This is a genomic window from Streptomyces sp. NPDC028907 (genome assembly GCF_055564995.1).
This window is the reverse complement of the sequence record NZ_JBVHVE010000005.1, coordinates 1-23,254: the sequence shown is the minus strand read 5'-3', so window position 1 is coordinate 23,254 and position 23,254 is coordinate 1. Positions and strand designations below refer to the sequence as shown.

5 protein-coding genes and 1 pseudogene are annotated in these 23,254 nt (G+C 72.9%); all 6 read right to left on the bottom strand.

The features are described 5' to 3' along the window. Positions 1 to 8 precede the first annotated feature (8 nt). Positions 9 to 4,850 carry a type I polyketide synthase gene (locus ACZ4UU_RS15920; protein WP_468040263.1) on the bottom strand — a complete coding sequence of 1,614 codons (4,842 nt, stop codon included), beginning with the start codon at positions 4,848 to 4,850 and terminating at the stop codon, positions 9 to 11. Positions 4,851 to 4,922: 72 nt separating this feature from the next. Then, positions 4,923 to 10,607, bottom strand: coding sequence for a type I polyketide synthase (locus tag ACZ4UU_RS15915; RefSeq protein ID WP_468040261.1), 5,685 nt, complete (start codon positions 10,605 to 10,607; stop codon positions 4,923 to 4,925). 2 nt (positions 10,608 to 10,609) lie between these two features. After that, positions 10,610 to 15,451, bottom strand: coding sequence for a type I polyketide synthase (locus tag ACZ4UU_RS15910; RefSeq protein ID WP_468040259.1), 4,842 nt, complete (start codon positions 15,449 to 15,451; stop codon positions 10,610 to 10,612). Positions 15,452 to 15,841: 390 nt separating this feature from the next. Beyond that, positions 15,842 to 16,501 (bottom strand): NAD(P)-binding oxidoreductase, encoded by a 660-nt coding sequence (locus ACZ4UU_RS15905; protein WP_468040257.1) that lies wholly within the window; start codon positions 16,499 to 16,501, stop codon positions 15,842 to 15,844. 11 nt (positions 16,502 to 16,512) lie between these two features. Next, a complete protein-coding gene (locus ACZ4UU_RS15900) occupies positions 16,513 to 17,778 on the bottom strand; it encodes an MFS transporter (RefSeq protein ID WP_468040255.1) in 1,266 nt (421 codons plus the stop codon). Between the two features lie 204 nt (positions 17,779 to 17,982). Further along, positions 17,983 to 23,055 (bottom strand): annotated as a pseudogene (locus ACZ4UU_RS15895) (type I polyketide synthase); the annotation flags it as partial. Positions 23,056 to 23,254 lie beyond the last annotated feature (199 nt).

Here is a 23,254-nt window from a genome sequence, read left to right as displayed (position 1 = left end):
GCGCCGGTTCACGAGATGTCGAATTCGCGGCCCAGCATGGACAGCAGTTCGTCGTCCGTCGCGCCGTCGATTTCGTCCTCGGTGACCTCGGGCGCCAAAGTGTCCGCCGCCCCGCCCGCCTTCCAGCGCGCGAGGATGGCGCTCAGACGCATGGTGATCCGCGACCGGCCTACCGAGTCGGTCTCCAGACCGGCCAGCGTGGCCGCCAGCCGGTCGAGTTCCTCCTCGGCCGAGCCGACCGGATCGGTCCCGGCGCGCAGGGACTCCAGCAGGAACTGGACCACCTCTGTCGGGGACGGATGGTCGAACATGAGCGTCACCGGGGTACTCAGTCCGGTCAGGGTGTTCAGCCGCCTGCGCAGGCCGACAGAGGCCAGCGAGTCGAGTCCCAGGTCACGGAAGGGGCGGTCCGCCTCGACCTGCGAACGGTCGGCGTAGCCGAGTTCGGCCGCCGTCTCGGTGAGCACCAGGTCCAGCAGGGTCGCGTGCTGCGCGGCCGGGTCCAGCTCCAGCAGCTCCCGGCGGAACGCGTCAGCGGTCCCGGTGTCCGGCTGCGCGGCGGCGTCGGACTGGGCGCCGGCAGCCAGGAGGGCCCTCACCTCCGGCAGGTCGTCGAGCAACGGCCGCGGTCGGGCCGCAGTGTAACTGGCATGGAAGGGCGCCCAGTCGACGTCGGCGACGGTGACCGTGGCCTCGTCGTTGTCGAGCGTCCGCTGGAGCGAGGCGATCGCGTGTGCCGGCCGGAGGGCCGCGAGACCGATCCGGCGCAGTTGCCGCGCGGTGTCCTGGTCGACCATGCCGTCGTCGGCCCAGACGCCCCAGGCCACCGACGTGCCTGCTGCTCCGCGCGCCCTGCGCCGCTTCACGAGGCCGTCGAGGTAGGCGTTGCCGGCGGCGTAGGCGCCGCCGAGGGCGCTTCCCCAGGTCGCCGAGATGGAGGAGAAGACCACGAACGCGTCCAGTTCCGCGCCAAGCAGTTCGTCAAGCACCCGGGCGCCGTCGATCTTCGCCGACGCCACCGAGGCGAACTCCTCGGTGCTCATCGCGTCCACGGCGGTGGCCTGTGTGACACCTGCCGCGTGGAAGACCGACCGGACCGGCGTGCCCTCACGCTCCAGCTTCGCGAGCAGTTCGGCGACCGCCGCCTTGTCAGCGACATCGGCGGCGACGGCCCGGGCCGGCACGCCCTCCGCGTTCAGTTCGGCCAGCAGCTCCGCGGCGCCGGGCGCGTCGGCACCCCGGCGCGACAGCAGCACGATCGAACAGTCCCCGTGCCGGGCGAGCCAGCGGGCCACATGGCCGCCGATGGCGCCCGTGCCTCCTGTGATCAGCACCGTGCCTGAGGGCTTCCACGACCGCGTCCCTGGCACGGCTGCCGGGGCGGGTAGCAGCCGACGTACCCACAAAGTGCCGTTCCTGATGGCTAGTTGCTCCTCTCGGCCCGGGGCGGCCAGGGCCCCGGCGAGCAGTTCGCCGGTCTCGGTGTCCCATGAGGACGGAAGGTCGATCAGGCCGCCCCAGCGGTCCGGGTGCTCCAGGCTGACGACCCGGCCGAAACCCCATACGGCGGCGCCGTTCGGGTCGACGAGCGCGTCGTCGGTGCCCGTGTCGACAGCTCCGCTGGTCACGCACCACAGCGGGGCATCGATCCCGGCGTCGGCGAGGGCTTGGACGAGCACCAGCACATCAGCCGCGCGGTGGGAGCGGCACAGTACGCCGTCCACCTGGCCCGCCGCGCCCAGTTCGGTGGCGAGTGCCGCGCGGTCCGCGCCCCGCAGGGACACCGGAACCGCCTGGTCGAACAGCCCGTCGAAGGCGTCCGTCCCATCGTCTGCCGCAACCAGCCAGCGGCCGGCCACCCTCGGGGCGCGCCGCGGGTCGGCAGGTGCCACCCAGCCGATCCGGTAGCGCCAGCCGTCCAGCTCGGACCGCAACGTGCTCTCGCGCCGCCAGCGCGCCAGGACGGGCACCAGAGTGTCCAGGCCCTCGCTGGTGCCGAGTTCACTGCCGAGTTGTTCGAGGTCCTCGCGTTCCACCGCGTCCCAGAACCGGCCGTCCGCCTCGGTCCGCGGCACGGTCGCGGTGGTGGCGTCCGGCACCAGCCAGTAGTGCTCGCGCTGGAAGGCGTACGTGGGCAGCGGGAGCCGGTCGCACGGGGTCAGTACCGTGGTCCAGTCGACCTCCAGGCCCGCGACATGCGCCTCCAGCAGCGACAGCAGAGCGCGGTCCCGTCCGCCGATGTCGCGGCGCAGAGTGCCGACCGGCACACCCGCGGCGCCGACCGCCTCCAAGGTCTGCTGGACGCCGACCGCCAGCATCGGGTGAGGGCTCGCCTCCACGAAGAGCCGAAACCCGTCGGCGGCCAGCGCCTCGATCGCGTCCTGGAACAGCACGGTCTGCCGCAGGTTGCGGTACCAGTACCCGGCGTCCAACTCGTGCCCTGCGAGCCGGGTCCCGGTGACCGTCGAGTACAGCGGGACGGCGCCGTCCGTCGGGCTGATTCCGGCGATCTGTTCGAGCAGTTCATCGCGTACGTCCTCCATAGCCGGGGAGTGGGTGGCGAAGTCGACGTCGACCCACCAGGCCCACACCTTGTCGGCCTTGCACTGCTTGGCGAAGGCACGCAGCGGCTCCGCCTCGCCGGAGACCACGACGGAGTCGGGTCCGTTGACCACGGCGAGCGACAGGTCGCCGTCCCACGCAGTGATCGCTTCCCGGGCGCGGGCCGCGGACATCCCCACGGACAGCGCCCGGCCCCGGCCGGACAGCTTGGCCAGCAGCCGGGAGCGGGTGACCGCGACCAGCGCGGCGTCCGCCAGGGTGAGGGCGCCCGAGACGCAGGCGGCGGCGAGTTCGCCCTGCGAGTGGCCGACCACCGCGTCGATCCGCACCCCCCACGACTGCCAGAGCCTGGCCAGGGACACCATGACCGCGAACAGCGCGGGCTGCACCACGTCGATGCGGTCCAGCAGCTCGCCGTCGGGGTCCGTAACCGCCTCCAGCAGATCCCAGTCGACGAGCCCGGAGATCACCTCGGCGCATTCGCGCAGCGCGGCCGCGAAGACCGGCGACCGGGCCATCAGGTCCCGTGCCATGCCGGCCCACTGGCCGCCCTGCCCGGGGAACATCAGGACCACGCCGCCCTCGCCCGCCACATCCGAGACGGTGCCGAGCGGCAGGCTGCGTCCTTCCGCGAGCGCGTCCAGACCGGCCAGCAGCGTGTCACGGTCGGCGGCCAGCACCGCGGCCCGGTGATGGAACAGCGCCCGCGTGGTCGCCAGCGACCACGCCACGTCGGCGGGGTGCGCCTGCGGCGTCGTACGCAGGAAGGTTCGCAACCGGTCGGCCTGCGCGGTCAGCGCGGCAGGGGACTTGGCGGACAGCACCACGGGCACAGGCGCCGCAACAGCCCTTGGCTCAGCTTCCACCGCGGCCCCGTCCCTCCGGTCGGTCCGGTCGGGCGCTGGGCGGGCGTCGTGTTCCAGGATCACGTGCGCGTTGGTGCCGCTCATGCCGAACGCGGACACCGCCGCGCGGCGCGGGCGATCCACCTCCGGCCACGGCAGCGCCTCGGTGAGCAGGCGCACCTGCCCCTCGCCCCAGTCGACTTCGCGGGTCGGTGTGGTGACGTGCAGGGTCCTGGGCATCATGCCCTGCCGCATCGCGAGCACCGCCTTGATGACCCCGCCGACGCCCGCCGCGGCCTGGGTGTGGCCGATGTTGGACTTGAGCGAGCCGAACCACAGCGGCAGCCCGGCGTCGCGGCCTCGGCCATAGACGTCGATCAGCGTCTGCGCCTCGATGGGGTCGCCGAGCGGGGTTGCGGTGCCGTGCGCCTCGACCATGTCGATCTGGTCCGGGGCGACCTGGGCGGCCCGCAGCGCGGCCTCGATCACCCTGCGCTGGGACGGGCCGTTGGGTGCGGTGAGGCCGTTGGAGGCGCCATCCTGGTTCAGCGCGGTGCCACGCACGACGGCGAGGACGTCGTGCCCGTTGCGCCGCGCGTCCGACAGCCGTTCCAGGACGAGCATGCCGGCGCCCTCCGACCAGCTTGTACCGTCCGCGTCCGCGGAGAACGCCTTGCAGCGGCCGTCCGGGGCGAGCGCGCCCTGCCTGCTGTACTCACTGAAGACCGCCGCGCTGGCGATCACCGCGACACCGCCGGCCAGCGCAAGCCCCGTCTCCCGGCGGCGCAGCGACTCGCAGGCCAGGTGCAGCGCGACCAGCGCCGAAGAGCAGGCGGTGTCCACGGTCAGGGCCGGCCCTTCCAGCCCCAGGGTGTAGGAAATGCGGCCGGAGGCGACAGCGGGCGCGACGCCAGTGGCTATGTGCCCTTCCACCTGTGAGGGGACGGACAGTCCGGCGCCGTAGCTGTGCGCGGAGGCTCCGACGAACACGCCGGTATCGCTGCCCCTCAGGGCCGTCGGCACGATGCCGGCGTTCTCCACCGCCTCCCAGGACGTCTCCAGCAGCAGTCGTTGCTGGGGGTCCATCGCCAGGGCCTCCCGCGGCGAGATGCCGAAGAACGGAGCGTCGAACTCGGCGGCGTCACGCAGGAACCCGCTTTCGGCGACATAGCTCTTGCCGGGCGCGTCCGGGTCCGGGTCGAAGAGCGTGTCGACCGGCCATCCCCGGTCAGTGGGCATCGGTCCGATCGCGTCCACCTCGTCGGCCACCAGGTTCCACAGCTGCTCGGGCGAATCGGCGCCACCGGGGAACCGGCAGCCCATCCCGACGATCGCGATGGGCTCGTTCGCCTGGTCGCGCACCTCCTGGAGGCTCTGCTTGGCGGAGCGCAGGTCGGCGGTGACCCGCTTGAGATAGTCGCGGTACCTGTCTTCGTTGGACATAGCAGTGGGCTCCTGGTGCGGTGTGGGGGCGAGGGGCGGACCGGGGGCTGTGGGGCGGACCGGGAGAGGAGGTCAGTCGCTGCCCAGCTCGCGGTCGACGAGCGCGAAGATGTCGTCGTCGCTCTCCCTCTGGAAGACGTCTTCGATGTCGGGCGCCGACTGCTGTCCCATGGTGTTGTCGCGGCCGTCGGTCCACCGCCACAGCAGGGCCTGGAGGCGCGAGGTGATGCGCTGCCGTTCGGCGTCGTCGGGCTCTTGCGCCGACAGCAGCTCGCCCAGCCGGTCGATCCCGGCGTGCACCGGGGAGTGGACCTCGGCGGGCTCCAGGAGTTCCAGCAGCCGGCCCGCGAGCGCGGCCGGGGTGGGGAAGTCGAAGACCAGCGTCGCCGGCAGGGTCAGACCGGTGGCCGCCGTCAGTCGGGTCCGCAACTCCACCGCGCCCAGCGAATCCAGGCCCAGTTCGGTGAAGGCCTGGTCGGGCGGGACCGCGCCGGCCGAGCCGTATCCGAGCACGGCCGCCGCCAGCTGCCGGACCGTCGCGAGGAGCCGTATCCGCCGGTCGGCCTCGGACAGGCCCCCGAGTTCGGCAGCCAGTTCGGGGGTCTGTCCGGTGCCGGGGCCGTCCTGCTTGCCTGCCAGCCGGTGCAGCAGGGTCGGTAGACCCGGCTGGTCCACCCGGGCGCGCAGCAGGCGCAGGTTGAACGGCGCGGCGATCAGCAGCGCGTCGCGGTCGGAGGTGGTCGCGACGTCGAAGAGACCCAAGCCGGTGCGCGTGGGCAGCGCCCCGAGCCCGGCACGTTCCATGCGCCGGATGTCAACCTCGGTGACACCCGCGGTCAACCCGCTGGTCTCCTGCCACAGCCCCCACGCCAGCGACACGGCCGGCAGCCCCGTCGCGCGGCGGTGCTGGGCCAGAGCGTCCAGGAAAGCGTTGGCCGCCGCGTAGTTGCCCTGCCCCGGTGCCCCGAGAACACCGGCGGCCGAGGAGAACAGCACGAAGGCCGCGAGGTCGAGTTCCCGGGTCGCCTCGTGCAGCGCCCACGCCGCGTCCGCCTTGGGGCGCAGTACCGTCGCCATACGCTCCGGCGTCAGCGCGGCCACCACACCGTCATCGATCACACCGGCCGCATGCACGACAGCGGTCAGCGGATGCTCGGAAGGCACCGAGGCGAGCGCCGCCGTGACGGTCGCGGGGTCGGTGAGGTCGCCCGCGTGCACGCGTACGTCGGCGCCGAGCGAGGTGAGTTCTTCGCAGGCCTCCGCCGCGCCGGGGGCATCCGTGCCGCGGCGGCTGAGTAGCAGCAGATGGCGCATGCCGCGCTCGGTGACCAGGTGCCGGGCCACGCGCAGCCCGAGGCCGCCGGTGCCGCCCGTGATCAGTACGGTGCCGTTCGGGTCCCAGTCGGTGGCGACGGCGCGCACCCGGTCGCCGTCGACGACGCTTTCCTGGCCGGCCTCGGGACGCGGCAGCTCCGGCAGTTCCTCCAGGGCCTCTGCCAGCGGTCCGGCTCCGGCCTGAGCCGGGTCGGTGAACAGCGCGTGCGCACAGATCTCCTCGTCCCGCACCGACACGGCCCGCGCCCCGTCGGCGTCGCCGTCCCCGACACCCGTGGTGACCAGTCCAATCCGGCGGCCCGCGAGCGTCTCGGCGAAGGTCCGCCCGAACTCCTCCGTACGCGAGGAGGCCAGGTGCGCGGCGTCCAGGCCCAGCGCCCGCAGCGCGCCGCGCACGGCGGGCGCCGCAGTGGCGAAGACCTCCGTTCCCCGGTGCCGGGCAAGCGCGACAACGGCCAACTCCGTGAGAGTGGCGGCGTCGTGGACCAGCACGGGCCGGTCCGCGGGCGCCTGCGCCAGCATTCCGGCCGCCCGCAGGTAGGCCGCGGCTGACGCGGCCCGGTCGTAGGACCAGCCGGAGGGCATGGCGCGCAGCGCGTCCGCGGAGAGCACGACCTTACGCTCGTCCGCCACCCGCTCACCGGTCAGCACACGGTCGCCGGGTACGAACCCGGTGACGTCGACGCCGACGGCCAGCACCACACCTGCCGCGCCGCCGCCCGTGACGGCCCGTACCGCGACCAGTACGTCGTCACCTGCCACGGACGGCGGCACGTCGTCGTGCGGAACGGCCGGGTCGGCGGCGACCAGGCGCGGCACCCATACGTCGCCATCCCGCACCGCGTACTGCGACTCCCCGTGCGCCAGCACGGTGGGCAGTACGGCGGCCGACGCCTCCCTCCCATCGAGGTCCACCAGGACGAACCGGCCGGGGTGCTCGGACTGCGCGGACCGCAACAGACCCCACACAGCGGCCTGCGTCGGGTCGGGCTGCTCTTGCGGCGTCGCCGCCACCGCACCCCGGGTGAGGACGACCAGGCGGCTGTCGCCCGTGCGCTCGTCGGCGAGCCACTCCTGTACGAGTTCCAGCGCGTGTCCGGTCGCCTCGTGCGCCGCTGCGGGCAGCTCCCCCTCCCCCGACTGCCACCACACGACGACGGCCTCACCGACAGGCTCACCGGCGCCGAGCGCCTCGCCCGGCGACGTGGCGGTGCGCAGTTCCGGCACCGCGTCGCGCCAGCGGCCCGGGGTGCCGGAGGCGCCGACCACCGTCCAGCGCCGGTGTTCCCACTCGGGCACGTCCCCGGCCGGAACCCAGGCCACCTTGAACAGATTGTCGCGCACGACGGACTCGGCGGCGTCCACTGCCCCGATCGGGCGCACCGTCAAACCGGTCACGGTCGCCACAGGCGTACCGTCGCCGTCGGCCAGTTCCAGCGTGCAGGGTTCGTCCACGCCGCCCCGCAGCCGTACCCACAGCTTGGTGGCGGCGGTGGAGTGCAGACTGACTCCCTCCCAAAGGAACGGCAGCACGCCCTCGTCCCCGCCCCGGACCGCCAGGGTGTGCAGCGCGGCGTCGAACAGCGCCGGGTGCAGGCCGAACCGCAGGGCCTGGGCGTGCGCCTCCTCGGGGAGCTCCACCTGCGCGTACAGCACGTCGCCGTCCGACCAGGCCGCCGTCAGCCCGCGAAAGCGCGGGCCGTAGTCGAGCCCGGCGGCCGACAGCCGGTCGTAGTGCCCGGTCAGGTCCACCGGCTGGGCGCCCGGCGCGGGCCACTGCGACCGGGCGGGCGCGGGCGCGGGCGAGGCCGTGAGGGTGCCGGTGGCATGTGTGGTCCAGGTGTCGGCGTCTGTGTCCCCGGCATCCTCGGCTCGCGAGTACACCGCAATCGCACGGTCCCCCCGCTCGTCTGGTTCGCCCACCTCGGCCCGCAGCAACCGCGCGTCGCCCGGGTTGAGCACCAGCGGGCTCTGCAGCACGAGTTCAGCGACGCCCGGAGCGCCGCTCACCCGGCCCAGGTACAGCGCGAGTTCGACGAACGCGGTGCCCGGCAGGAGGACGCGGCTGCCCACCACATGCTCCGCCAGCCAGGGCTGCGCGGACAGAGACAGTCGGCCGAACGCTGAGCGGGCCGTGCCGTCGACGGCCGTGGTCAGCGCGCCCAGCAGCGGATGCCCTGCGGGTTCGAGGCCCGCGGAGGCGATGTCGCCCGCGATCACCTCGTCCGGCCAGAACCTCGTGTGCTGGAAGGGGTACGGCGGCAGCGGGACCGGGCGCGCTGTCCGCCCGGTGGCCGTACGCGTCCAGTCCACCGGCACGCCGCTGGTCCACAGCCGGGCCAGGTCGGCCAGGAACCCCGCCCGCCCCAGCGGTGTCCGCGTACCGAATCCGCTCTCCAGCACCTCGCCCTTGTCGGCGGGGGGCTCGGGCTGCGGTGTGCCGTCCGCGAGGGCCTCGGCGAGGGTGAGGTCGCCGTTGAGGTAGGAGGCGGCGAAGGCGCCGACGCCGGTGCCGGAGACGGCGGCCGGTTCCACACCGTGGTGGCGGCACATCCGGGCCACCGCGAGACATCCCGCGAGGGAGACCAGCCGCTCGTGGGCCGCCTTGCCGAGCACCTCGGCCGTCTCCTGGCCGGTCGCCTCGGCGAGTTCGGCGGTCACCTCCTCCAACGCGGCGGCGAACGGCGGCAGTTCGTAGCCCAGCGCCCGTAGTTCGGACACGCCGACCGGGCCCTCGCAGACCAGCCGTAGGGTCACCGCGGCCGGTTCCAGGACCATCCCGGTGTCGGGGGCCGTGGCCAGCCGGGTGGCGAGGGTGCGCGGGTCGTCGCCCAGGACGACCGCTCGGTGTGCGAACCGGGTGGACCGGCCCGCCAGTGTGGCGGCGACATCGGCCGCGGCCGCGCCGGCCGCCGCTCCCTCGGTCACCGCCCGCGCGATCCGGGCGCACTGTTCCCGCAAGGCGGCCGCGGTGCGCGCCGAGACCACCCAGGCCACCGGCTCGGCGGCGGGTTCACCGACGGGCGCGGGGGCGTCCTGTGCGGGTGCTTCCTCGACGACGACGTGCGTGTTGGTGCCGCTGATACCGAACGAGGAGATCGCGGCGCGGCGGGTCCTGTCACAGGCGGGCCACGGCTGGGCCTCGGTCAGCAGCCGCACGTCGCCGGCACTCCAGTCGACGTGCGGGGTTGGGCGGTCGACGTTCAGGGTGCGCGGCAGCCTGCCGTGGCGCATCGCCTGCACCATCTTGATGAGCCCGACCATGCCGGCGGCGGCCTGGGTGTGGCCGAAGTTCGACTTCAGCGAGCCCACCCACAGCGGCTGTCCCTCCGGGCGGTGACCGTAGGTGGCCAGCAGCGCCTGCGCCTCCACCGGGTCGCCGAGCGCGGTGCCGGTGCCGTGTGCCTCCACGGCGTCGACCTGCCCGGGTGACAGGCCGGCGTCCGCAAGCGCCTGCCGGATGACCCGCTGCTGCGCGGGACCGTTGGGGGCGGTGAGGCCGTTGGAGGCGCCGTCGGAGTTGACCGCGGAGCCGCGGATCAGGGCCAGCACCGGGTGGCCGTTGCGCCGGGCGTCCGACAGCCGCTCAACGGCGATCATCCCGATGCCCTCCGCCCAGCAGGTGCCGTCGGCGCTGGCCGCGAAGGGCTTGCACCGTCCGTCGGGTGCCAGTCCGCGCTGTCGGCTGAACTCCACGAACACCAGCGGGCTCGCGATCACCGTGGCGCCACCGACCAGCGCGAGCGCGCACTCGCCCTTGCGTAGCGACTGCACGGCCAGGTGCAGCGCCACCATCGACGAGGAGCAGGCCGTGTCGATGGTCATGGTGGGGCCTTCCAGCCCGAACGTGTACGCGATGCGGCCGGACGCGACCGACATCGCGTTGCCGGTGGCCAGATGGCCTCGCACCTCCTCCGCTGACAGCGCGGCGGTACTGATGTAGTCCTGTGCGCCCACGCCCATGAACACCCCGGTGCGCGAACCGCGCAGCGTGGCCGGGTCGGCCCCCAAGCCCTCGAGCACCTCCCAGGAGGTCTCCAGCAGCAGCCGCTGCTGTGGGTCCATCGCCAGGGCCTCGCGGGGCGACAGACCGAAGAACTCGGCGTCGAATCCGGGGGCGTCGGTGAGGAATCCTCCGGTGCGCACATACGAGGTGTCCGGGTGGGTGGGGTCGGGGTTGTAGACCGCTTCGATGTCCCAGCCCCGGTCGGAGGGGAAGTCGCCGATGACGTCCCGCCCCTCGTCGACCACTCGCCAAAGGTCCTCGGCGTCAGCGACCCCGCCGGGCAGGCGGCAGCTCATGGCGACGACGGCGATCGGTTCCGCGGCCTTCTCCTCGGCGACCCGAAGTCGTTCGCGGGTCTCGTGCAACTCCGAACTGACCTTCTTCAGGTAACTGAGCAGCTCACTCTCACTGGCCATGATCATTCCGCTTTCGGTTCGGATCCAATGCCGAGTTGGCTGGTGATGAAGTTGATGACCGAGTCGGCGTCGGCGTCCGCCAGCTCGACCGGTGGGGCGCCGTCGGTCGGCGCGGGTGCCAGCGACCGGGTCAGCTCGCGCAGCCGTGCCTCGACCACGGCGCGGCCTTGTTCGTCCAGCGCCAGTGCGCTGACCAGTGCGTCAAGCCGGTCGATCTCCGCCAGGGCGGGCTCCGGTCCGGCGGCGAACCCGCTGTGCAGCGCACCCCGGAGGTACTCCGTCAGCGCGGCCGGGGTGGGGTGGTCGAAGACCAGGGTGGCCGGCAGGGTCACTCCGGTGACGCCGTGCAGGCGGTTACGCAGCTCCACCGCGGTCAGCGACTCAAAGCCCAGGCTCTGGAACGACTGGTGGGGGTCGAACCGCCGGTCCTCGCGGTGTCCGAGGGTGAGGGCCACCTGTCGGCGGACGATGTCCAGCAGGCACTCGCGCTGCTCCTCCTCGGTCAGTCCCAGCAGGGTACGGGCCAGCGGCTCGGCGTCCGGTGAGGTGGACCGGTCGGCGTCGCCGACCAGTTCGGCCAGTTGCGGAACCGGTCGGCCCGTGATCACCTTCCTGGCGAACTCCGCCCATTCCACATCGGCGATCAGCACCGTCGCCACGTCGTCGCCCGCGGCCCGCCACATCGCCTCGACTGCCTGGTCCGGGTCCATCGGTGTCAGACCGCCTTGGCGCAGGTGGTCGGTGCCCAGACCGTGCGCCATGCCGGCTCCGGCCCACGGCCCCCAGGCCACCGAGGTCGCCGGCAGCCCCAGCGCATGCCGCCGCTCGGCCAGGGCGTCAAGGTGGGCATTGGCGGCGGCGTAGCTGCCCTGGCCGGCGTTACCCAGTGCGCCCGACAGCGAGGAGAACAGCACGAACGCCGACAGGTCCATCTCCCGGGTCAGTTCGTCCAGGTGCTCCGCCGACCACGCCTTGGCGGCCAGCACCGCGGCGAACCGGTCCGGGGTCTGTCCGTCCAGCAGGCCGTCGTCCAGCACACCGGCGGTGTGCACGACGGCACGCAGCGGCCGGTCGGCCGGGACCGACGCCAGCAGTGCGGCGACCTGCGCCCGGTCGGAGACGTCGCAGGCGGCCATGGTCACCTGCGCCCCCAGCTCCTCCAGTCGCTCCCGCAGCGACTCCGCCCCGGGGGCCTGCTCGCCACGCCGACTCACCAGCAACAGGTGCACGCCCTCTCGGGCGGCCAGCGACAGCGCGGCCTGGGACCCCAGTCCGCCGGTCCCGCCGGTGATCAGCACGGTCCCGGACAAGTCGAGCGGCTGTCCCGCAGGCGGCGGCATGCCGACGACGCGACGGGCCAGCACCGTGCCGCCGCGCAGGGCGAGTTGGTCCTCGCCGCTGTCGCCCAGCGCGGCGGCCAGCAGCGGTGCGGAGTCCGCACCGGGGTCCGGCGGCAGATCGGCCAGGCCACCCCAGCGGTCGGGGTGCTCCAGGGCGACGACTCTGCCCAGCCCCCAGACGGCCGCCGTCCGCGGATCGGGGGCCTCGCCGTCGACGGCGACCGCGCCCCGGGTCAGGCACCACAGCGGCGCGGTGACGTCCGCGTCGCCCAGTGCCTGCACCAGCGCCAGGACCACGTCGAGAGCCGTGGCCGAAGCGTCGTCCCCGATGCCGAGCGCCAGCGTGCACAACACGCCGTCCGCAGCCGGGGCGTCCTGGAGCAGCCGGGCCATCCCGGCCCGGCCCGTGCCCGGGACGACCGGCACGTGGGTCACCTTCGCGCCGAGCCCCGCCAACACCGCCGCCAGCCCGTGGTCCTCGCCCACCAGCAGCCAGGACCCGGTGATCTGCCGGGCCTCGGCCGGCACCGGCCGCCATACGACGCGGTGCCGCCACGCGTCCTGCGGCACTCCGTGCACGGCGCGCTCACGCCATCGGGCCAGAGCCGGCAGCACCTCGGCCAGGCCGGCGTCCTCGCCGACACCGAGTTCACCGGCGACCGCGGGGACTCCGGCGCTGGACACCAGCGCCCAGAAACGGGCGTCCTGCTCGGTGCTCACCCGCGGTTCGGGGTCCATCCAGTACCGCTCGCGCTGGAACCGATAGGTCGGCAGCGCTGCCTGGGATCCACGGGCGGGGAACAGCGCGCCGAAGTCGACGGGCGTTCCGTGGCAGTGCAGCCGGGCCAGGGTCCCGAGCGCCGCCCGGGCCTCGGGCTGGTTGCGGCGCAGCAAGGGCACGGTGAGCACGTCGTGGCCCTCCGCGCAGTCGGCGGTCATGCCTGTCAGTACGCCGTCGGGGCCGATCTCCAGGAAGACTGTCACACCGTCCTCCTGGAGGGTGCGGATCCCCTCGGCGAAGCGGACCGTGCCGCGCACATGGTCGACCCAGTAGCCCGGATCGCTCAGCTGCTCCGCGGTCGCGATCGTGCCGGTGGCGTTGGAGACGATCGGGATCGACGGCGTGCCGTAGCCGACCGACGAGGTGACCGTCAGGAAGTCCGCCAGCATGGCGTCCATGCGGGGCGAGTGGAAGGCGTGGCTGACGTTCAGCCGCTTGGCGGGCCGACCCCGCGCCTGCCAGCGTTCGGTCAGTTCCGCCACGGTGTCCTCGTCGCCCGAGACCACCACGGAGCACGGTCCGTTGACAGCGGCGATGCCCGCCTGATCCTCGCGGCCCCGCAACAGTTCCGCGACCTCGGCCTCCTCGGCCTGCAGTGCGGCCATCGCGCCGCCCGGTGGCAGCGCCTGCATCAGCCGGGCCCGGGCGGCCACCACCGCGCAGGCATCCTCCAGCGACAGCACCCCGCTGACGTGGGCGGCGACGAGTTCACCGATCGAATGGCCGAGCAGCCGGTCCGCCCTCACGCCCCAGGAGTCCAGCAGGGCGGACATCGCGACCTCCACCGCGAACAGCGCCGGCTGGGTGAACTCCGTGGTGTCCAGCAGCGCCGCCTGCGGTGTTCCCGGCTCCGCCAGCACGACCTCGCGCAGCGGCTGCGGCAGGTGCCGGTCCAGCTCCGCGCACACCGCGTCGAAGGCCGTCACGTACGCCGGGAACGCCTCGTACAGTTCGGCGCCCATGCGTGGCCGCTGGCTGCCCTGACCGGAGAACAGGAAGGCGACCCGGCCGGGCACCGCGACCTCGCCCAGGACCGCGTCCGGGTGCTCCTCCCCCGCGGCCACGGCGGCCAGCGCCGTACGCAGCGCGGTGACGTCCTCGCCGAGGACGACCGCGCGGTGCTCGAACCGGCTGCGGGTGTCGGCCAACGCCCGCGCGATCTCCGGGGCCCGGGCCTGCGACAGGCCGTCCGTGTGCTGCAGGAGTGCTCCGGCCTGAGCCCTCAGCGCCTGCGCGGAGCGGCCGGAGAGCAGCCACGGCACGAGCGGCGAGGCGTGCGACCGGGCCGGCTCTTCATCGGCCGGCTGCGCGGGCGGGGCCTCTTCGAGGACCATGTGGGCGTTGGTGCCACTGATACCGAAGGCGGAGACGCCGGCCCGCCGGGGACGCTCGCCGGGGGCCCAGGGGCGGGCGGCGGTGAGGGGCAGCACGGTGCCCGCGGACCAATCGACCTCGGGGGTGGGTTCGTCGGCGTGCAGCGTGGGCGGGAGCGTCCCGCGCCGCAGCGCCATGACTACCTTGATGACTCCGGCGACACCGGCGGCGGCCTGGGTGTGTCCGATGTTGGACTTGACCGATCCCACCCACAGCGGTGAGCCCGCATCCCGAGCCGATCCGTACACCGATATCAGCGCACGGGCCTCGATCGGGTCACCGAGCTTCGTGCCGGTGCCGTGCGCCTCCACGAGGTCGACCTCGCCCGCGGTCACCCCGGCGGCCGCCAGCGCGTCCCTGATGACCCGTTCCTGCGAGGGACCGTTGGGCGCTGTGATGCCATTGGACGCGCCGTCCTGGTTGACCGCGGAGCCGCGGATGACGGCGAGAACCGGGTGTCCGTGCCGGAGCGCGTCGGAGAGCCGCTCCAGGTACAGCATCGCCGCGCCCTCACCGAAGCCGAAGCCGTCGGCGCCCGCGCCGAACGCCTTGCAGCGGCCGTCCGGTGCCAGGGCGCGTTGTCTGCTGAACTCGCTCAACGCCCGGGTGGTGCTGAGCACGGTGGCACCGCCCGCGAGCGCCGCCACGCACTCCCGGTTGCGCAGCGACTGCACGGCCAGGTGCAGGGCGACCAGCGAGGCGGAGCAGGCTGTGTCGATCATCTGGGACGGGCCGTGCAGCCCCAGCGTGTAGGAGATCCGGCCGGAGACCATGGACCCGGTGGTGCCCGTGACGACGTATCCCTCGGCCGCTTCGGGTGCTGTGGCGAGCACCTCGGAGTAGTCCTGGACGTTCGATCCGACGAACACCCCCGTCTGGCTGTCGCGTAGCGAGCGTGGGTCGATCGCGGCGTTCTCCACCGCTTCCCAGGAGGTCTCGAGGAGCAGTCGCTGCTGAGGATCCATGGTCGCGGCCTCGCGCGGCGAGATGTCGAAGAACTCCGCGTCGAAGCGGTCCGCGTCGTGAAGGAACCCGCCCGACTTGGTGTAACTGCGCCCGGGAGCGTCCGGGTCTGGGCTGTACAGGCGGGCGATGTCCCAGCCTCGGTTGACCGGCAGCCCCGAGATCGCGTCCTGACGGTCATGGACGACGCGCCAGAGGTCGTCGACGCTGTTCACACCGCCGGGAAAGCGGCAGCCGATGCCCACCACGGCAATCGGTTCGCGCTGCCGGTCCTCCAGTTCCGCCACCCGCGCCCTGCTCTCCCGCAGTGCGCCTGACATCCTGCGCAGGTGCCGGGCGAGACGCTCCTCGGTGCCGACCTGGTCGGCGGGCTGGTCATTGGCCACTTCTCACTCCACGGGGGTCGGTTCCTCGGTACGGCAGGGCGGGTCACGCCCGCCACGACTCACCGATTTCGCTGTCAGACAGGAGAGCTCGTGCGTCCTCGTGCAGCCCCGCATCTGCGTACGCCGGGGCCGTGCCGATACCGCCGCGTCCTCGATGGCTGCCAACTTGATTTCGGCCGCCCGTTCACCACCGAGGAGGCTGGCCGAGCAGGACGATTGCGTCGCGCGAAAGCGCTTTTGTTCACTACAACAGAACCCCCTTGCATTACGTCACCCCGACCATCCCCCTAAAGCCCTCTAATTTTTCTCCACCCCCCGACTGCGGTAATAGGGACGGTGGTTTCCGGGGTGATCTCCGAGATGAACGAGGATTTACTTCGTCTCGGAGATTCAGATCGCCTGCGCCGCCAGCGCGGCCGGGATCTCGTGCGGGCCCGCGGAGACCGCCAGGACACGGCGCACCACCCCTGGCGCGGACAGCACCTGCGTGATGGTCCGGGCCAGGTCCGTACGGCCGATGTGGCCCTCGGGGGCGGGATCCGCACCGGAACGCAGCAGGATCCGGCCGGTGGGTGGTGTGTCGCCCAGCAGTCCGGGCCGCAGCACACACCAGTCCAGGTCCCGCTGGCACACGACGTGTTCGGCCTTCGCCTTCTCCCGCAGGTAGGAGGGCAGGTCGTCGCCAAGCGCGGTTCGCTCGGCCTCGCCGAGCAGCAGGGCGCTCACCAGCACGAAGCGGCGGACGCCCGCCCCTTCCGCGGCGGCGCTGAGCAGGGCGGCGGGAGAGGCCGTGGCCGTGGCCGCGCCGAGCGAACCAGGACCGGTGCCGGTGCCGGCGGCCAGGACGACCGCTCCCGCGCCGCTCATGGCCCGCATGACGACGGAACCCACCTCGCCGCTGTCGGGGTCGAGCACGACGGGTTCGACCCCGGCCGCCTTCAGCTCCGGCGCCTGCTCGGCCTTGCGGACCAGCCCGACCGGTGTCATGCCGTAGTCCAGCAGGGACTCGGCGAGCCGGGCGCCGAGACCGGTCGTGATGCCTAAGATCATCACCCGCACGGTCACTTCACCTCTGCGGCGGTCGTGGAGGCGGTGGCGTCGTCGCTCCCGCCGCTCTCCTCGGTCCGGGCGGGCAGGCTGAACGCCAACAACGCGGAGAGCAGCGCGGCGGCCACGCCGACCCCGATCGACGCCGTCGGCCCGCTCAGGTCGAGCAGCCAACCGGTCAGCGGCAGCATGAGGGCGGCACCGGTCGTGGTCGCCGTGGCAAGCCAGCCGAAGGCCTCCGCGCGCCGCGCGGGCGAGGTGAGTTCGCCGATGCGCGCATTGCCCACACCGAGGCTGGGGGCCACCGCCGTGCCGGTCACCACTGTCACCACGATGAGAATCCACAGCGGGGTGCGGTCGCTGAACGGCGGGAGCAGCAGGGCCAGTACGGCCAGTCCGGCCGCCAGCCCGACGGCGATCCGCCCGCCGTTCCGTCTGCGACCGCGGCCGATCGACACCAGACCGCCGATGACCCCGCCCAGGCTGAACAGGGCGATGAGCACTGCGGCGGCCCCCGACTCATCGTGGTCGCGGCCCCAGGCGACGAGCGAGAGGTTCACCGAGAACAGCGCCGCCATCAGGAAGAACGGCACGAGAACGGCACGCAGGAAGGTGAAGTCGCGCAACAGCGAGCGCTGGTCCACCGGCTCACCCGATCCCGCCCCGGCACGCGGCTGCGCGCGGCCGAGTCCGGCCGCCCGCAGCACCAGACCGAAGGTCGCCGCGCCGCAAGCCGCGAGCACCGCGCACACCGCCACGGCCACCGCACCGCTCGACAGTGTCACCAGGGCGGTCGCCAGCAACGGGCCTACCGCGGCGACCAGTTCGTACCCGGTGGAGTCTAGTGTGTACAGGGTCTCGCGCTGCTCGTCCTGCACCAGCCGCGGCCAGACCGACCGCGCTATCTGGGAGACCGGCGGCAGCATGAGTCCCGTGCAGAACGTGACGACCGCGGCGACCGGCCAGAGCTCCGACGGCAGCAGCTCGACCAGCACGATCAGCAGACCGAGCCCGACTGTGTAGCCCGCGCCGGCCACGAAGAGGACTCTGGTCGCGGAGCCACGGTCGGCGAGCCGCCCCCGTACCGGCCCCGCCACGGCCTGGCCGACCGCCATCGCGCCCGACAGCACACCGGCACTCGCGTACGTGCCCGTCCAGCCGGAGATAAGGAACGGCAGCGCCACCGGCAGCACGCTCATGTGGATACGGGCGAGCAACGACAGCAACAGCAGGCCGCGCAGGCGCGGCACCCCCGACAGCCCTCGCAGTGAACGGAACATGTGTCTCTCCTCGGGGTGTCAGTGCTGGGGGCTGCCGGTGGGCGGGGCCCGGGTGCGGCGTGGCCCGGGACGCGGGGTGGCTCGTCCGGTGCGTTCACCCCGTTCGACGCGCCGTCGGGCACACCTTCTGGCCGCTCGCCTCGCCGCCGCGGATGACAGCGAGGCCGAAGCGGTCCGCGGCGGGGACGCGGACTCTCGCGCCGCTCACATCTCACCGAACTCGCTGTCGAGCAGGTCCAGCAGTTCCTCGGTGCTGCCGGCGGACTCCGGGCTCGGCGTCCGGTCCGCCGCGCCGCTCGTACTGCGGACGGCCCGCAGGAGCGACTCGACGCGGGACGCCAGTCGCAGCCGTGCCGAGTCGTCGGCGGTCACCAGGCCCTGGATGTCCGCCTCGATCCGGTCGAGTTCGGTGATGACCGACTCGGGCGAGAAGGTCTCCTCGCCGAAGAGTTCGGCGAGCAGCTGCTTCGCGAGCCGGGCCGGGGTGGTGTAGTCGAACAGGAGGGTGGGCGGCAGACTGAGGCCGGTGACGCGGCCGAGCCGGTTACGCAGGTCCACGGAGAGAAGGGAGTCGAAACCGGCCTGGCGGAACTCCTGGTCCGGCGGGAGTGTGCCGTCCGCACCGCGTCCCAGCACCACCGCGCCGTTGACCTGCACCACTTCCAGCAGGGTGCGCTCCCGGTCCGCGGGGGACATGGCGGCCAGGCGGTCGCGGAGCCCCCCGCCGTCGGCACTCTCGCCTGACGTGTCCGCGGGCCGTGCTTCGCGTGCGTCCTCGACCTCGGCGAAGTCGGCGATCAGCGGGTTGTCACGTACGGAGGTGAACACGGGCACGAAGCGCGGCCAGTCCACTTCGGCGATCACGTGAAACGCCTGGTCGGTCGCCATGGCCTGGTAGAGGCCCTCGAAGGCGGTGGACAGGGTGAGGAACGGCAGGCCCCGGCGGACGATGATCTCGGCGTCCGTGCGCTCCTTGGTGATCTGCTCGTCCCAGATGCTCCAGGCCACCGAGGCGACCGGGAGACCATCGGCACGGCAGCGCTCCGCGTACGCGTCGAGGAAGGCGTTGGCCGCCCCGTACGCACCGTGGTCACCGCTGCCCCACACCCCGGCTATGGAGGAGAAGAGAACAAGTTCGTGCAGGTGTTCACGGTCGAGCAGGTCGACCAGGTTGACCGCGCCCGCGATCTTCGCGTCCAGTACTTGGGAGAAGTGGTCCAGGGACGCGGTCTCCATGGGCGCGATGTTCAGGTACGCGGCGGCGTGCACCGCAGTCGTCACCGGACGCCCCTCCTCCTCCAGTTCTCGCAGCACCGTGCCCAGCCGGTCGCGGTCGCGTACGTCGCACGCGTGCACGGTGGCCGCGCAGCCCAGTTCTCCGAGTTCGGCGACCAGTTCCGCCATGCCGGGCGACTCCGGGCCGCGCCTGCTCAGCAGGACCACGCTCTTGGCCCCGCGTTCGGCCACCGACCGGGCGAGGTGCGGCCCCAGTGAACCGCTGGCCCCCGTGATCAGGACGGTGCCCGTCGGCTGCCACGCGCTGTCCGCCGCCGTGGCCGCGGCCGGCAGAACGTCGCGGACGAGCCGGCGCACTCGTGTCCCGGACCCCCGGATCGCCCACTGGTCCTCGCCGTGGTCCCCGGCGAGGACGCGCAGCAGGTCGGCGGCGGTGCGGGCGTCGAGGCTCTCGGGGATGTCGACCAGTCCTCCCCACCGCTTGGGGTGTTCCAGTGCCACCACCCGGCCCAGCCCCCACAGTTGGTTCTGCACCGGGTTCGCGGGGGCCTCCTCGATCCCGACCGCGCCGCTGGTGACGACCCACAGGGGGGCGTCCAGGCCCAGGTCACCGAGTGCTTGGACGGCGACGACGGTCAGCGCGAGGCCGCTGGTCAGCCCAGGCGACGACGGATGCGGCCGCTCGTCGAGGCCCAGCAGGGACAGGACACCCTGGTACTCGCTCCGTCGGTCGCCGACGGTTTCGGCGATGCGGGAGGCCATGATGGTGCGGTCGGCGTCGTCCGTATCGAGTGCCAGCGGCACCAGGTCGAGCCCTTGCGACTCCAGGAGGGCCCGCAGCTGCTCGGCCTCCGGTGTGTCGGCGGTCAGCAGGAGCCATCGGCCCGAGGGGATCGCACCCTCGTCGAGGGGGCTCTCATGCCAGTCGATCCGGTAGCGCAGGGAGTCCAGTTCGGACTGGAGCGTGCTCTTGCGCCGCCAGGCCGCCAGCGCGGGGAGCACCTCGGCGAGCCCGTCCGCGCGGCCGATCTCGGCGGAGAGCCCTTCGACGTCCCCGCGCTCGACCGCCTCCCAGAACCAGGCGTCCGCCTCGGCCAGGGGCAGCGGGTCCTGCGCCTGCTCGACGTCGAGCCAGAATCGCTGCCGCTGGAAGGCGTAGGTGGGCAGGGCGACCCGGCAGCCCGGCTCCAGTACCCGGTCCCAGTCGACCGGCAGCCCGCAGGCGTACCCCTCGGCCAACGACAGCAGCATGCGGTCGATGCCGCCGTGGTCGCGCCGCAGCGAGCCGAAGACCACTCCGTCGGTGCCCAGGGCGTCCAGGGTCTCCCGGACGCCGACCGTCAGCACGGGGTGCGGACTGCTCTCGCCGAAGAACGTGAACCCGTCGGCGGTCAGCGCCTCGACCGCGGTCTGCAGCAGCACGGTTTCCCGCAGGTTCCGGTACCAGTACTCCGCGTCCAGTTCGCGCCCGGACAGCCGGGTTCCGGTCACCGTCGAGTAGAGCGGTATCGACCCTTCGCGCGGGGTGATGCCCTCCAGTTCGGCGATCAGCCGTTCCCGGACCGCCTCCACCGCAGCCGAGTGCGAGGCATAGTCCACATCGACCCGGCGGACCTGGACACCGTCCGCTGGCGGGGATTGGACCAGTTCGTCAAGTGCGTCGTCGGGGCCGGACACCACGACCGATCCGGGCCCGTTGACCGCGGCGACCGACAGCCGGTCGTCCAGCCGGTCGCGTATCGCGTCCACGGACATGCCCACGAAGGCCATCCCGCCGGTCCCGGACAGGTCGCCCAGGAGCCGGGAGCGGGTCGCGACCACGCGTGCCGCGTCGGCCAGCGAGAGTGCGCCGGAGACGCACGCGGCGGCGATCTCACCCTGCGAGTGGCCGACCACCGCCTCCACCGGCACGCCCCAGTGCTGCCACACCCTGGCCAGCGAGACCATCACGGCGAACAGAGCGGGTTGGACCACGTCCACGCGGGCCAGCGCGGTGTCATCCTCGCCGGACAGGACCTCCGACAAGGACCAGTCGACCCACGGTGCCAGCGCCTCCTCGCACTCCCGCATGGCGGTAGCGAACTCCTCGCTCTCGGCGAGCATCCGACGGGCCATGCCGAGCCACTGCGATCCCTGGCCGGGGAACAGCAGCGCCACGCGGCCGCGGCGCACCGTGTCGGCGACCGCCGACGCGGGCCTGACCGCGTCCGCGGTGCCCAGTGCTTCGAGCCCGTAGAGTAGTTCCTCCCGGTTCCCGGTGACCACGACGGCCCGGTGGTCGAAGGCGGAGCGAGTCGTGGCCAGTGACCACGCCACATCGGACAGGGCGAGTTCGGGACGGGCGAGCAGGTGGGCGCGGAGCGCCTGTGCCTGCGCGGGAAGTCCGGCGGGCGTCCGGGCGGCGAGCACGAACGGCATGGGCTCCGCGTCCGGTGCGGGCTCGTGCCCGCGCAGGAGGGCGCCCTCGTCCGGGACGACGTGGGCATCGGTATCGCTCTCGTGTCCGCGCGCGGAGTCGCCCTCCTCCAGGACGATGTGCGCGTTGGTGCCGCTGATGCCGAACGACGACACTCCAGCAAGGCGCGGTCGTTCGCCGCGCGGCCATTCGCGTTCCTCGGTCAGCAGGGCGACCGTTCCCGCCGACCAGTCCACCTCGTGGGACGGGGTGTCCGCGTGCAGGGTCCTCGGCAGCACCTCGTGCCGCAGGGCCTGCACCATCTTGATCACGCCGGCGACACCAGCCGCCGCCTGGGCGTGCCCGAGGTTCGACTTGAGCGCGCCGAGGTACAGCGGCCTGCCCTCCTCGCGCCGCTCGCCGTAGGTGGCGATGAGGGCCTGCGCCTCGATCGGGTCACCGAGCCTGGTGCCGGTGCCGTGAGCTTCGACGGCGTCGACGTCGGACGCCGGGACCCCGGCCTGGCTGAGGGCAGCCTGGATGACGCGTTGCTGTGCGGGGCCGTTGGGCGCGGTCAGGCCGTTCGACGCACCGTCCTGGTTGACGGCGGAACCGCGTACGACGGCGAGCACCTCGTGCCCCAGGCGCCGGGCGTCGGAGAGCCGTTCCACGAGGAGTACGCCGACGCCTTCGGACCAGCCGGTGCCGTCCGCATCGGCGGAGAACGGCTTGGAGCGGCCGTCCCGGGCGATCCCGCCCTGACGGCTGAACTCGACGAAGATGTTCGGCGACGCCATCACGGTGGCCCCTCCCGCCAGCGCGAGGTCGCACTCGCCCTGCCGCAGTGCCTGGCAGGCGAGGTGGAGCGTGACCAGGGAGGACGAGCAGGCCGTGTCCACCGTGACCGCCGGGCCCTCCAGGCCGAGAAGGTAGGAGATCCGGCCGGACATGACGCTGTTGCTGTTGGCGATGCCGAGGATGCCCTCAAGGCCGTCCGGGATGGCGTTGAGCCGGGAGTAGTAGTCGTTGTACATCGTGCCCGCGAACACGCCGGTACGGCTGCCGCGCAGGGACTCCGGGTCGATGCCGCCGTGCTCGACGGCCTGCCAGGCGGTCTCCAGGAAGAGCCGCTGCTGGGGGTCCATCGCCAGCGCCTCGCGCGGCGGGATGCCGAAGAAGTCCGCGTCGAATCCGGCGGGGTCGTCGATGAACCCGCCTTCGCGGGCATAGGTCTTGCCGGGCCGGTCCTGGTCGGGGTCGTAGAGGCCGGCCAGGTCCCAGCCACGATCCGTGGGAAAGCCTGTGACGGCGTCCGATCCGTCGGCCACCAGCCGCCACAGGTCGTCCGCGGACCTCACCCCGCCGGGGTAACGGCACGCCATTCCGACAATCGCGATCGGTTCCGTGGTGGTGCCGACGGCGGCGGCGCGCGGGGCCGGGAGCCGGTCGCTCGCCGTGCCCGAGATCTCCGTCGCCAGGTGGGCCGCGAGAACCGCGGGACTGGGATGGTCGAAGACCAGGGTGGCGGGAAGGCTCAGTCCGGTCGCGGCGTTGAGGCGGTTGCGGAGTTCGACGGACATCAGCGAATCGAAGCCGAGTGTCTTGAACGCACGGTCGTCGTCCACGGTGTCGTGGGCGGCGTAGCCGAGTACTTCGGCGACGTTGGTGCGCACCAGATCCAGGACCATGCGCTCACGGTCGGCTGCGGGCAGCTGCGCGAGCCGCTCGGCGAGGGAGGAGTCGCTCCCGGCGCCGGCTGCGGCACGCCGTCGTACGGCGGGCGCCAAACCGCGTAGCAGCGGGTGGGGTTCGGCGCCGGGGCGGCGCAGGGCAGCGGTGTCGAGT

Bases quoted from the DNA above. Each gene is read 5' to 3' on its own strand.
- ACZ4UU_RS15920 (WP_468040263.1), bottom strand. From the start codon at position 4,850: ATGTCCAACGAAGACAGGTACCGCGACTATCTCAAGCGGGTCACCGCC.
- ACZ4UU_RS15915 (WP_468040261.1), bottom strand. From the start codon at position 10,607: ATGGCCAGTGAGAGTGAGCTGCTCAGTTACCTGAAGAAGGTCAGTTCG.
- ACZ4UU_RS15905 (WP_468040257.1), bottom strand. From the start codon at position 16,501: ATGATCTTAGGCATCACGACCGGTCTCGGCGCCCGGCTCGCCGAGTCC.
- ACZ4UU_RS15900 (WP_468040255.1), bottom strand. From the start codon at position 17,778: ATGTTCCGTTCACTGCGAGGGCTGTCGGGGGTGCCGCGCCTGCGCGGC.